Origin of the sequence: Kangiella geojedonensis (genome assembly GCF_000981765.1) — a bacterium.
GTDB lineage: Bacteria > Pseudomonadota > Gammaproteobacteria > Enterobacterales > Kangiellaceae > Kangiella > Kangiella geojedonensis.
This window is the reverse complement of sequence record NZ_CP010975.1, coordinates 1,197,168-1,210,606: the sequence shown is the minus strand read 5'-3', so window position 1 is coordinate 1,210,606 and position 13,439 is coordinate 1,197,168. Positions and strand designations below refer to the sequence as shown.

12 protein-coding genes are annotated in these 13,439 nt (G+C 44.4%); all 12 read right to left on the bottom strand.

Annotated elements, in window-relative coordinates; genetic code table 11:
* Positions 1-12: 12 nt before the first annotated feature.
* Positions 13-912 (bottom strand): FHA domain-containing protein, encoded by a 900-nt coding sequence (locus TQ33_RS05330; protein WP_046561141.1) that lies wholly within the window; start codon positions 910-912, stop codon positions 13-15.
* Positions 913-927: 15 nt separating this feature from the next.
* Entirely contained in the window at positions 928-1,758 is an 831-nt protein-coding gene (locus tag TQ33_RS05325; RefSeq protein ID WP_046561140.1) for a DUF6689 family protein, read from the bottom strand.
* A 174-nt stretch (positions 1,759-1,932) separates the two neighbouring features.
* On the bottom strand, positions 1,933-4,401 hold the full coding sequence (locus TQ33_RS05320) for a S8 family peptidase (RefSeq protein ID WP_046561139.1): 2,469 nt from the start codon (positions 4,399-4,401) through the stop codon (positions 1,933-1,935).
* Between the two features lie 193 nt (positions 4,402-4,594).
* Positions 4,595-6,655, bottom strand: a complete 2,061-nt coding sequence (locus TQ33_RS05315) for a S8 family serine peptidase (protein WP_046561138.1) — start codon at positions 6,653-6,655, stop codon at positions 4,595-4,597.
* Between the two features lie 156 nt (positions 6,656-6,811).
* Positions 6,812-7,597, bottom strand: coding sequence for a TatD family hydrolase (locus TQ33_RS05310; RefSeq protein WP_046561137.1), 786 nt, complete (start codon positions 7,595-7,597; stop codon positions 6,812-6,814).
* 91 nt (positions 7,598-7,688) lie between these two features.
* On the bottom strand, positions 7,689-8,039 hold the full coding sequence (locus tag TQ33_RS05305) for a PilZ domain-containing protein (protein WP_046561136.1): 351 nt from the start codon (positions 8,037-8,039) through the stop codon (positions 7,689-7,691).
* 35 nt (positions 8,040-8,074) lie between these two features.
* Complete coding sequence (locus tag TQ33_RS05300; protein ID WP_046561135.1) at positions 8,075-9,097, bottom strand: DNA-directed DNA polymerase; 1,023 nt, start codon at positions 9,095-9,097, stop codon at positions 8,075-8,077.
* The gene (tmk, locus tag TQ33_RS05295) at positions 9,094-9,738 is read right to left on the bottom strand and encodes a dTMP kinase (protein ID WP_046561134.1); all 645 of its coding nucleotides are present in this window, start codon (positions 9,736-9,738) and stop codon (positions 9,094-9,096) included. Before tmk ends, TQ33_RS05300 begins: the two co-directional genes overlap by 4 nt.
* Positions 9,739-9,742: 4 nt before the next feature.
* Complete coding sequence (gene mltG / locus TQ33_RS05290; protein WP_046561133.1) at positions 9,743-10,744, bottom strand: endolytic transglycosylase MltG; 1,002 nt, start codon at positions 10,742-10,744, stop codon at positions 9,743-9,745.
* Between the two features lie 63 nt (positions 10,745-10,807).
* Positions 10,808-11,614 (bottom strand): aminodeoxychorismate lyase, encoded by an 807-nt coding sequence (gene pabC, locus TQ33_RS05285; protein ID WP_052735213.1) that lies wholly within the window; start codon positions 11,612-11,614, stop codon positions 10,808-10,810.
* A 111-nt stretch (positions 11,615-11,725) separates the two neighbouring features.
* Positions 11,726-12,964: a beta-ketoacyl-ACP synthase II gene (fabF, locus tag TQ33_RS05280; RefSeq protein WP_071841095.1), complete on the bottom strand. Its 1,239-nt coding sequence runs from the start codon at positions 12,962-12,964 to the stop codon at positions 11,726-11,728.
* A gap of 219 nt (positions 12,965-13,183) precedes the next feature.
* On the bottom strand, positions 13,184-13,423 hold the full coding sequence (gene acpP / locus TQ33_RS05275) for an acyl carrier protein (protein WP_046561130.1): 240 nt from the start codon (positions 13,421-13,423) through the stop codon (positions 13,184-13,186).
* Positions 13,424-13,439: the final 16 nt, after the last annotated feature.

Sequence of the window (13,439 nt, the reverse complement as noted above, 5' to 3'; positions counted from 1 at the left end):
GTACGACTCTTTCTAGTGTACTGCTAATATTTGCTCTTTAATTGGTTGTTGTTCGGCAAATATATGTTCCGGAATATTACTCAATATAGCAGATATTTCGTTTTGTAAAACAATAGCTTCAGAATTTATTTTGATTTGCTCAGAAACTAAGTTGAGGATTTCTAAATCAAGTTCAGTTAGAACCTTGTTGGACTCTTTACTGTCAGTATAAACCACTCCAACTAAGTTATTATCAGCCAGCAACGGGATGCAAGCTAGCGCTGCTATTTGCTTACGCTGAATACTTTCTCGCGAGGCCAATAAATGGTCTAACTTTACGTCCATAGCAAGCACTGGGCTACGCTGTTGTAAGGCTCGTTGCATCGCGCCGACGCTACCCTCAAAAGATTTGCTATGAAAATCTTGTTGCGTCATACCTTTGGACGCGCAAACAGTTAAAGTTTCAGGCGAGTTTCCTAGCATAACCAAGCCACGTTGAGTGCCTGTCAGATTAAGCAGTGAATAGAGTTGTTCATCAAGCGCATCAAGCAACGATTGACGAGCTAACTCATTATACGACTTTCTAGATTGCTGAATTCTCCACTCATTATGGGCAGTTATAGAGTCAAGCTGCTGTTTAGTCTTAAGCTCAAACAAACAATCGATTTCACCCAATGAGATGACATCGTTTGAAGACAATTGACCACCCTCAATCGGTTTCCCATTAATACGAACGCCATTTGAACTTAAGCCATCTTTTAAATACCAATGCTCATCACGGGCATTCACTAAGGCATGCTTTCTCGACACACTAGGATGATTTAGCCTGACCTCGCAATCATGGTCTCTCCCGACCTGATACTGCGAGTTCTCAAAAAGTACGCTTTCCTTAGCCGGCATATCAGGATAACAAGCCGTTATTCTGGCTGGCATAATCTCAACACCTCACTAATTAATCAAACGCAAACTAAAGCGAAGCGTATTCGCTAACGCCATCAACTCACCCGCCACATTGTCGATATCGCGGCTTGAACGCCACACATCTGGAATATCAACGCCGCTAGAGGCTTCAACTAACTGCTTAAATTCATTCAGTTTGTTGCTAGCTTGAGTGTAGTTTTGCTGAGTAATCAACTGCTGTACTTCTGTTAATTTGGCGTTGAGTGACGTATAGGTTACGGAAGACATTTGTGATGAAAAACCGCTCAACGCACTCGATAAGTTACTCATCTTCGTATTCACAACTGTGATTGGCAATCTAAGATCCGCCAAAATCAAGAATTGCGAGAATTTTCCGGTGGTACCACGAGCACGATAGCTGCCCGAGCCCATAGTCATGGTGATATCTTTAAACTGACCACCCAGTGGCGCTTTAAACAACCTCAGCGGAGTTCCAGCGGTATATTCTAGGTTGTGTGTATGGATATCAACCGTAACTAATCCTTCAAAAGATAAGCCTTGACCTGAAGGTGGCTCTACAGTGATTAGCATTGGAAAAGCCGACAATAGGTTTGTATTAAGGCTTGATGGCAAGCGATTTAGAATACTGAGGTCGGTTATATCAATAACTTCAGCCGTTAACCCTATGCTGTTTTCGTTTAAACCAATGGCATTCTCAAAACTGATCGTAAAATCGGCTTCGATGCCTCCAGCAAGTTCAATAACTGCTTCTACTTTCTTTCCTCCATTGATGGTCAATTCAACCGGTGAACTTTGTGCACTCATAAATATGCCGCACGCAACAATGGTAACCGCTAAGCGGCTAAGGAAATTTGACATTATGTACCTCCAGTGAGCTAAAACGCTCTTTACTACATAAACAACATTACTTTTTGTAATAAAGAGCATGCAATCAAAATACTTTTATTTAACTCTTTTTGCAACAAGTTCTTACTCTTTAAAACCAACAGTAAAGCAGGGATAACCCCCTGCTTTACTATATATAACAATAGCTTACTGGTAGTAGCTATCGTAAGTTCTAGCTATGATTACGGCATACTCACCACGGGTTATTGTGTTTGAAGGTTTGAAGCGAGCAACCAAAGTGGGTTGCAGGTCAAACGGACCTTGTTCAATATCAAACTCAACGCTCAGCAGTGACAAGTTCAACGCCGCCTGTACGTGGCCTCGCAGTTCCATAGGAATAGAGTTCTGGTCAACCACTGGTACCGCTTGACCATTATATTGAACAGTAATATCACTATCTGCATACTGCTCTGCCTCTGCTTGCAAACCTAGGGTCTGTACTAAAGAGTACGCTAGTTCAGCACGGTTAACGGTGGCATTTGCATCAAACTCAAAACCAGAAGTTCTCACTACGGCATCCTGTGTACGCTGTGCGTCTTTAAGAGCTCCAGCTGGTGCGCTCACTGCTTCTGCAAACGCGGCATCACTACCAGATACATCGGTAAAGCCGATGCTTGGCTGGTTCAATAAATCACGATATTGTCTAACAGCTGCACCCATCACTAGGTATTTCGATAGGTCACCTTTAGTTAGAGCGGCACCTGGAAGGAAGTTTCCGTCAGTGTTGCCGTCAACCAGACGCTCACTCACTGCAAACTCAATAGCACCTTTTGCAGGGTGGCCAGAAATATCATTAAGACCTTCGAAACCGCCAGATTCAATCAGAGTAATCTCACCAGAAATCACATCAGGGACACCCGGACCATTCGTAATCCCTAGTGGATCGGGTTCTACGCCTGAAAGCGAAGTCATACCGTAACCAGAAATACTCCAAATACCTTGCTGACCAGGAGCTGAAACACGCATAGCGGTATCTAACACCGGAAGTGTTAAGTTACCAAAGTATTCAGTACCATCAGGGGCTGTTAATTTTAATTTGGTAGTATTCGCGAGGTTTTCTGCTGAGGCAGAAATAAAGGCCACGTCTTTACCAACATAAAACTCATACTCATCAGGATTACCCACCGGAATATAGTTAACCGAGAATGGGATGGGCTCATCTGAAGGGATCAAAATTGCGTTAGCGTTAAATTCATTAAGGTTATTAACCGTAACGTCGTAATCAGTGTCGAAGCTCAACGCCGCAGCTACTGCTGCTTCTGCGTTAACGTAACCGCCACCAACTTCCCATTTTTCATAACCCGGCATGTTAGTCGCTGTTTCCATCATCAACCTTTTAATCTCGATTGGCGTCAAGTTTGGATTGGCTTCCAACATGACCGCAGCAATACCTGCAACATGAGGTGTTGCCATCGATGTACCTGAGATCATGGTGTAATAAGGGAGGTATTCAGCTTCGATAGCGTCCACATCGTCTGCGCCACCGTTGGACACGACGTTTGTCTTAGCGCGTGTTGAAATAATATCAACACCAGGAGCAACGATAGAAACTTCATTTTTATAAGTCCACTCTTCACCATCTGGCATTGTGAAGGTACCCTCTTCACCTTTTTTACCACGGGAAGAGAAGTCAATTAGCGTGCCGCTCTTAGTGCCAGCACCAACCGACATACCCCAAGGGATTTGAGAGTATGGATTGTTGGTATCTTCACCAGGACCTGAGTTACCAGCAGCAAACACCGACAGCATCCCTTGCTTGTAAGCTATATAAGATGATACTGAAATTGGGCCGTCTGGCTCGTACTTACCGCTTGAGCCCCATGAGTTACTCATGATTCGTATTGGGCTGTTGAAATCGTATAAGTGAGTCAGTGCGTAATCATAGCCACCGAGAGCATCTAGAATTGATAATCCAGCGCCCGAACCGTAACCAACAAGGTCAGCATCTGGTGCAGCACCTTTATGCTTGCCGTCTGAGTGTGCGCCAGTACCTGCCACTGTACCTGCACAGTGAGTACCATGGCCAACATTCAAGTCAGTGTTCAATTGATCTTCAATCCAAGTACCACGAACTGGCGTTAGGGTTAATGCTTGCGCGTGTGTAATCGCTTGGACGTTTTGTACGACTTTGGTGCCAAACTCCAGATCATCAAGAGTTGCGTCGATACCAGAGTCGTTCACCATAATCGTTACGCCTTTACCCGTGTAAGTTGTACCGTTCAGTGCTCTGAACTCATCACTTTGTACACGGTCAACGCCAGTAATCACTCGAGATTCTGCGTTGTAATACTCTAGGCTACGATTAGCGAATACAGAACGAACGCCGTCTAGCTGTGCAATCGCTTGAATTTGTGCAGGCGTGGCCTGTACACCAACGATAGGTAACGACTGGAACTGCACCCCTTCGCTTAGGCCTAAATTTAATAGTTGTTGCATTTGGCTACTGTTTACTTTGTCCATTTGGTCAAAGGTGACAACGGCCATGACAGAATCGGTAGGGTTTATATTCAAAAGGTCTTGTTGAAGTTGACTACCAATAACGGCGTCAGCTGCAGCATTAAGGCTAAAACCTGCTAAAGCAGCAGATAAAGCCAATGTTGATAAAGATTTATTCATAGTATCTAGCTCCACTTAGATTATCGATAGTTATCGTTGTTATTAATATTTATTATTTGACCTGAGAATAGATACATTTGGAATGAGGGATATCCCCTAGACAAACAGCACCATTTGCCCCAAAACCCAACAAACCGTGACTGACATCACAAAAAAAAGGGCCCGAAGGCCCTAATTGATTACCGCAGGGATTCTAGTTTTGTACCAACTTAGATAAGGTTGTGTTAATACGATAGTTCGTCAACACACTAGCGTAGCCATTCACACGAAGCGTGTAATAACCAGCCTCATTTGGCGAATACCCAATGACTTCAGGGTTGCCCAATGTTGCGCTTGAAGCTACCGACTCACCATTTGGGTCAATAAGCTCATAGTCAAGGTCTGCAACGCCTTCCCAGCTTAGATCTGACTCAATAAAAGCAACTGAGTCGTCAGCATAGAAGCGGAAGTCTTGTGTTTGAACGTTTTCAGCTGATGGACCAATCGTACCTTCAACATAAAACTCTTCAGTTACCACTGACATACCGTTATCGATCAACTGACCGTCAACTTTTAAAGCATCAAGGTTAATTTTACCTTGAACATGTCGAAGCTCTACTGAATGAATATCTTGCGCTGAAAGATCGCGTACAGCAAATGTACGAGTCTCTGGCGACTGGCTATAAAAGTCCACAATACCGTAACTGCGACCGTCAACAAAAAGCTCGCCACGTCCACCTTGCTCGTTAGCTTGATAAACAAGTTGCATGCCTTCGCCCATGAAGTCGAACATCGCCTTAGAGCCACGCTTCTTGGTTTGTAAGTAAGAACCACCGAAGCTATCGCTTGAGTTCACAAGCTTCCAGCGTGATGTATAGTCGATATTTGAGTCCGACTGATCGACATCTCTCCAATAACCTTGGCTAGACCAAGCCGTTTGACCATTCAAGAAGTCACGGCGATTCCCTTCTGTATTTCGCGCAAGCTCAACTGCTGCTTTGACATTAACATAGCCATCACCAACTTCATGGAACTTATACCCAGGCATCTCATCAGCTGAGTCACGAATGATACTTTCAACCTGGTCAGGCGATAAATCAGGGTTCACTTCAAGTAATAATGCCGCAACACCAGCGATAAATGGCGTCGCCATAGACGTACCACTCATACCTGCATAGTGTAAGTAGTAATCTGGGTAATCAGGCTCAATTACAGGGCTAAGCGCAGGAAGTGGTGTATTAGCAGCACGGGTTGAAATAATACCGCTACCTGGAGCAATAATATCAACATGCTTGAACGTATCACCTTCAACACCACGGCTTGAGAAGTCGACTAATTCTTTATCAGGGTTACCTGCGCCAACGTTGATCACCCAAGGAGCGATAGCGTATGGGTTAACAGTGTCATCACCCGGACCATCGTTACCTGCCGCAAATGCTACAACAATACCCTTCTTATAAGCTTCGTATGATGCTTGGTTCACTGGGTTGTTTGGATCAAAAGCTCCAGCACTAGTACCCCAGCTGTTATTCACAATATCAATGCCTAGACGTTCACGGTTAGCAATAACATAATCAAAACCACCGATTGTTTGCAGCATTGCGATACCTTCACCAGCACCCAAGCCCACTAAATTAGCATTAGGAGCAATACCGTCATGGTAATTCGCACGACGTGCATCCATCGCAGATGCCGCACCAGAACCCGCTACTGTGCCTGCCACGTGAGTACCGTGACCAGAGCTTGTATCTGTGTTTGGAACACCTTCAATAAAGTAGTTGCTACCACCGAGCAAGTCTAAGTCGCTTAAGATTTTAACATTCTCGATAACTTTAGAGCCCATAGGTAAGTCTTGATGGGTACCATCAACACCCGAATCTAGGATTGCAACTGTAACCCCTTGGCCAGTAACACCTTCCACGTCGTGCACATAGTGGCCACCAGTGACTTCTGCAGAAGTGTAATTGAAATACTCAAGTGGTTTGTTGTAGTAGATGCTTTTAACACGATCATCGTTCGCCAGATTCATGATTTGCAACTTATTAAGCGAAGCGCCTGCCATCGGCAAAGCCTGCATGCTCAAGTAAGGAGCATTAACTTGTAGCATCACAGAATCAAGGTCACTACGATCATGAGTCGTGATAATTACTTTCTTGCTTTCAAGCAAATTTGGCAACATTTCTTGTAGATCTGGGCCAATAATCGCGTCTGCTTGAGCACCCCCGGCTAACGCTGTTAATACACAAGCTGAAAGCATTTTAAATTTAGTTTTCATAGTTTGGTCCTATCGTTATTTATTTAACGCTAACCACTATGAACAAACCATATAAAGAATAATATTGGGGAAAACCCCTAGAAAATGCGCCGCATAGCACCTAGCGCATGCGGCATCATGAAGAGTGCATTATTGGAACAAGCAATCAGACAAAGCTTAAATATTCGATTTTGAGAATAGTCGTTGGTAATTGTTAGCCGTAATCTCACACAGTTCTTGATACGTTAAACCATGTAAATCCGCAACAAACTGCCCAACCTCTTTAACAAACGCTGGCTGATTGGATTTTCCGCGGTGCGGTACTGGTGCTAAATACGGTGAGTCCGTCTCGATTAAAATACGCTCCAAAGGTACTCGACGACAGACTTCGCGTAACTCTTCGGCATTTCTAAACGTCACGATTCCCGAGAAGGAAATGTAGAAACCTAGCTCCATAGCCGCTTCAGCCATCTCTAAGCTTTCAGTAAAGCAGTGAAGAACTCCGCCACACTTCTGTGCATTTTCTTCTTTTAAGATTTGAATGGTATCTTCGCGGGCATCTCGAGTATGCACGATGATAGGCAAGTTCACTTGGTTTGCTGCTTGAATATGCTTGCGAAAGCTTTCTTGCTGTAACTGGTGATTTCCCGGCTCTTTGTTGTAGAAATAATCCAAGCCGGTCTCTCCAATCGCCACTACTTTTTCATGCTTCGAGCTCTCGACCAAAGCATCAATATCAGTATCTTTAACACCATCATACAAGGGGTGAACGCCCACTGAGCAAGAAATATCATCATTCTGCTCAGCGATTGTAAGAACGTCTTTAAATTTGTCCAAAGTAATACAAACACACAGCATGTGCTTAACGCCCTGCTCGCGAGCGTGTGCTAAAGCACTATCAAGCTTCCCATCAAACGGTTCTAAGTCAAGGCGGTCTAAATGGCAATGCGAATCGATCAGCATAGATTAAGAGTATTAAAGCAATTTATTCAGCGGCGTAGAGTAACATGGAAGCCCATAAAATTATATGGGCTAGGAGGCTTCAAGCCTGATGTTACATGGTATGCGTTGGTTTGTCAGACTCCAGCTTTCCAGCGAGAATGTTTTCAATGGTGTTCTTAGCTTTCCCTTTATCTTGGTCACTAAACTGAATACCAATACCAGCGCGTCGGTTACCCTGAGCACCGATAGGAGTTACCCACACCACTTTACCGGCAATGGGTAGCTTCTCAGGCTCGTCCACTAAAGCTAACAACATGAAAACTTCATCACCCAAGTCATACTGCTTATTGGTTTGAATAAAAAGACCGCCATTAACCACAAACGGCATATATGCTGCGTAGAGATCTTCTTTATCTTCTACATGAATGGTTAAAATCCCCGGACCGGTTCTTTCAATTCTCATCTAAGAATTCCTTAAAAAAGTAATGTAGCTTTAAGTTAGCTCGCTATGTTTTTGTATTTTATGGCAATTTGCGAGCTGTAAATTAAAAAACTTTGCCAAGATGCCATTAGATTAGCTGGACTTTTAAGCTTAATCAACCGCTGCAATTCAATTATTTTCGTTAACAGTAGCATAACACCTTTCGGCGAAATAGCGTCAGCAATGGGTGCTGTCGCGCCAAACTGAGCTTTGAGTTGGACATCGTCCTCTCCCGCACCTTGCTGTATATATAGCACGTCATGAAACATCAGCTGACACCAAAAAACGCAGTTCTCGAGTTCACTCTGCCAGCGTTCCGCAATGTCCATCGGTGTTTGTTTGCCCTGGACAATGTCAGCGTAGTCATAAATAAACTCGCCGCTTTTAAAAGCTTCGCCCTCTTCAACAAAGCTCTCGACCTTATAAGGTGCCGTCGGAAATAACTGAATGCCTGTTTCCATTTCACGGCTAATAAAATCATGACGTTGTTCAAGCCACTGCCGGGTCATTGCGCTATCAGTCACGCCGACCTTGCGCAACTGGGCCCGACTTTTAATCGTCGCAGGAACTCCTTGTAATTGTTCCGCTTGTAAAATAAGCAATGTATTGGGCTGCGGTTCTTCAAGAGTTTTCAAAAGTGCATTAAAGGAGCTGGCATTCAACGCATGAACATTGGTGATATTAGCAACTTTCCAGCCAGCTTGATGCGACGATTCCTGCATATGCTCAATCAGTTCACGCACCTGAGCGACTGAAATCTGGGTTTTCCCCTCTTCTACATCAAGATAATGATAGTCAGGGTGGCTACCGGCTTTGAATAACTGACAACTTTTACACTGGCCACAAGCGCCAACCTGCTTTTCACTCGCGCCACACAGCATCCACTGCGCCACAAACACCGCGAAATCGTCTCTACCAACGCCCTCTTCACCCAGCATTAAAATAGAGTGCGGTAACTGCTCTTGTGCGTACTGTTTTGCAATCTGCTCAAATGGTTCCTGTTGCCACGGCGTGAGCTGATTGTCGCCAAATAGACTCATGCCGAAACCACCTGCTGATAGAACACTCCTAATGTGTGTTCGATTTGTTTCTGAACGTCTTCTATCGAACCTTCAGCGTTAATGACTTTCATGCGCTCAGACTCTGACTCTGCAATATCCAAGTACCCTTGGCGAACTTTATTGAAGAACTCAATTTTTTCTTCTTCGAATCTATCTGCTGGCCCGCGCTTTCGTGCACGCTCAAGTCCAACTTCAATCGGCAAGTCCAGCATCAGCGTTAAATCGGGTTTAAATCCTTGTAACGACCATTGTTCAAGCTCACGCAACTTCTCATAGCCTAAGCCACGGCCAGCGCCTTGATAGGCGTAGCTGGCGTCCGTAAAGCGGTCGCATAACACCCAGGTCCCTTGCGCTAATGCAGGCTGTATTTTCTGATAAACATGTTGGCAACGAGCAGCGAACATGAGCAATAACTCCGTTTGGCCATTAACAGTTTCATCGCGCTTACTCAGCAATAGCTCACGAATTTCTTCTGCGAAAGGCGTTCCTCCTGGCTCTCGGGTATGGATAACGTCATGCCCCTTAGCCTCTAACCATTGTTTAACGAACGCCATATTGGTTGATTTCCCAACGCCCTCGGTACCCTCAACGGTAATGAAGCGACCTTTAAGTAAACTCATAACATTACCGCTTTAACTGATATTTGCGCACAGCACGATTGTGCTCGGCTAGTGTTTTACTAAAGTGATGACTACCATCACCTTTGGCTACAAAATATAACGTATCGCCATCGGCTGGATTCAAAGCTGCGTGGATGGCGTCGCGACCAACAATAGCAATAGGCGTTGGCGGCAAGCCCTTGTGAACATAAGTATTCCACTCGTGTGGATTTCTAATGTCTTTACGACGAATATTACCATCAAACTCAGGCAACAGGCCGTAAATGATCGTTGGGTCTGTTTGTAGTAGCATACCGCGTTCTAAACGACGTACAAAAACGCCTGAAATCTGGGCTCGCTCACTAGGCACCGCTGTTTCTTTCTCAATAATGGATGCCATAATCAAAGCCTCATATGCTTGTTCATAAGGCAAGCCTTGTGCGCGGCTGGCCCATTCCTCCTCAAGCACGTCGTTAAGACGTTTATGAGCACGCTTAAGGATATCAACGTCCGTATCGCCCTTTGTGAACTGGTAGGTATCAGCAAAGAACAAACCCTCAGGATAATCCTTGCCGGTAAACTTTAACTGATGCCAGATTTTAGCGAACTCCTGTTGGTCATCAATCGTCTGCACTAAATCTTGGTTACTAGCAAGAGCAGCTAAAACTTCATAGATATTCGCACCTTCGACTAGAGTCACCCGATAAGTGATGACATCGCCAGCGACCAGCTTTTCCAGTACATCAATCGCAGTCATGTCAGGTGTGACCGCATAGTTCCCTGCTCGAATATCTCGTAGCTCAGGTTTTAAGCGCATTAAAATTTGGTAGTAATAGTAGTTCTCGATTCGACCTTGGTCATACCATTGTTGCCCTAGACCGAAAGCACTTTCACCTTTTTTAACTTCGAGCTCTTGCTCTAAGCCTAAAGGCCTCTCGACAAAGGTTTGAAAACCCTGCCACAAATAAGCCGTAACTCCAGCAAATGCAATTAATACTATCAGTATGAAGATAAAGAATTTTTTCATTAAAGTTTTTCGTAATAGTTAAGTTTTTAGTAATAATTAAGTTTTTAGAAATAGTTATAAGCGTTATTCGGTTAATGCGCTGTCTCGGTATTGCTGCTGAAAGTTGGCAATCTCTGGAGATATATCATACCGATGCTGCAAAATTTTAGTAACAGGAATCATACCGTAAAGCGCATTAGAAACCATACAGTATTGCGCATCGTGCAAAATTTCCAGCCCTAAACTCGCCTCTTTCACATTTTTCTGTGCAGCTAATAGCCAACGCCGCACGGTTCCATCTACCCCCGCGCGAGTAACACTCGGCGTCTGCCACCCCCCCTCTCGGTAAAAGTAGATATTGGTTTTACTCCCACCAATGATGTGTTGATCCGCCAGCATAATACCATCAAAACAGTCATCTGGGATCTTACTCGAGGCTAAAACTTGAGGCAGTCGATTTAAATGCTTAACCCCAGCCAATGCCGGGTTTGAGCTTTCATTAACAGAGCACACCGCTAACTCAACACCATGACTCAAGTCTGCGAGCAAAGCCTCTGAAGTCTCACTCCAGCTTAATATTGTAGAAGGCGATGATAGGTTAGATGGCTTATAGCCCCGCTGACCGCTTCCTCTGGTGATGGTCAAACGAATAACGCCATTTGTAGATGACTGGGCACCGATAAGCGTCTCAAGCTCTTCCTCAATTTTGGATATATCAACCACTGGGAACTGGAGTTTTTCAGCACTGAACTGAATTCTGTCCACATGCAGTGCCCAATGCTCAACTTGGTTATGACGAACTTTTAGTGTTGAAAAGAAGCCATCACCATACATTAAGCCACGATCATCGGCACTGATAGTCTTTGTGGAGATACCGTTAACAATATGCACATTTATCCTAGGTAAAATAGAACTCCCCTTAGGTTATCCTAATTCACTGATAATTCAACGAAAAAAGCCCTTGCTGTTGAGGCAAGGGCTTTGATACAACAAACGAACTAATTATAGTTTACTAAATAATAATGAGCCATTAGTGCCACCAAAACCAAAAGAGTTACACAGCACATGCTTTAACTCAGCCTGTCTGGCAGTATGAGGGACATAATCCAAATCACAGCCCTCGCCTGGGTTATCCAGATTGACTGTTGGTGGGGCTACCTGATCAACCAAAGCCATCACGCTGAAGATAGATTCCACAGCACCAGCGGCACCAAGTAAGTGCCCAGTCATCGACTTTGTTGAGCTCACCATGACCTTTTTAGCATGGTCTCCAAATATAGATTTTACAGCATCGGTTTCAGCTATATCTCCAGCTGGCGTCGAGGTGCCGTGAGCATTAATGTACTGAATATCAGAAGGATTCAATTGAGCATCGTTCAATGCATTTTCCATCGCTGACGCAGCACCTTCGCCACCAGGCGCCGGAGACGTCATATGGTAAGCATCAGCACTCATGCCAAAGCCTGTTAACTCAGCGTAAATTTTAGCGCCACGTGCTTTAGCGTGCTCATACTCTTCTAACATCATCACACCAGCACCATCACCCATCACAAAACCATCACGATCTTTGTCCCAAGGACGACTCGCTGCGTGAGGGTTGTCATTGCGCGTCGATAATGCTTTTGCAGAACCGAAACCGCCTAATGCTGTTGGAGTGCTGGCTTTTTCAGCGCCGCCGGCTAGCATCGCATCAGCATCGCCGTAAGCAATCATACGAGCCGCATGTCCAATGGTATGAACACCTGTCGTACAAGCCGTGACGATCGCAATGTTAGGCCCTTTCAAGCCATAGTTAATCGACAAGTGACCAGAAATCATGTTGATGATAGAGCCTGGCACGAAAAATGGTGAAATTTTACGAGGGCCTGACTTATCCCAAAGTAGTGTATTCTTCTCGATAGTTTCCAAGCCACCAATACCTGCGCCAACACATGCACCGATTCGACGCTCGTTTTCAGGAGTAACTTCTAGACCAGAATCTTCCCAAGCCTGAGCTCCAGCAACAATACCGTACTGGATAAACTTATCCATACGACGTGCATCACGCTTTGAAACCGCTGGCTCAGAGTCAAAATTTTTGACGGAACAGGCAAACTTAGTATTGAAGTCGCTAACATCGAAATCTTCAATAGGGCCTGCACCACTGCGAGCCGCTAGAATACCTTCCCATGAATCTTTAATGTTATTACCTAACGGGCTTAACATTCCAAGACCAGTAACAACAACTCTACGCTTACTCAAGGAAACACCTCTCGATCAATTTCTTGGGTTATTAGACTCTAGATATCGGTATGTGGCGAATGCTTCTTATTGAGCTCGACCGAACCCATACGGTATGTGATGACTAATAACCTACTTAAAAAAATGGGCAAAATACCTTCGTATTTCACCCATTGTATTCGTTAACTATGACAATAAGATGTCTTGATAGTATAACGAACAGTTTGCAGACGAGTTGGCTTACGCGTCAACATTAGCCTTAATGTAATCAATAGCTGCTTGAACAGTGTTGATCTTTTCAGCTTCTTCGTCTGGGATTTCAGTATCGAACTCTTCTTCAAGAGCCATAACCAACTCAACTGTATCCAATGAATCAGCACCTAGATCGTCAACAAAAGAAGCTTCAGCTGTAACTTCGTCTTCTTTAACACCTAGTTGTTCAACAACGATACCTTTTACACGTTCTTCGATAGTACTCATCTGTTTAAATTCCTCA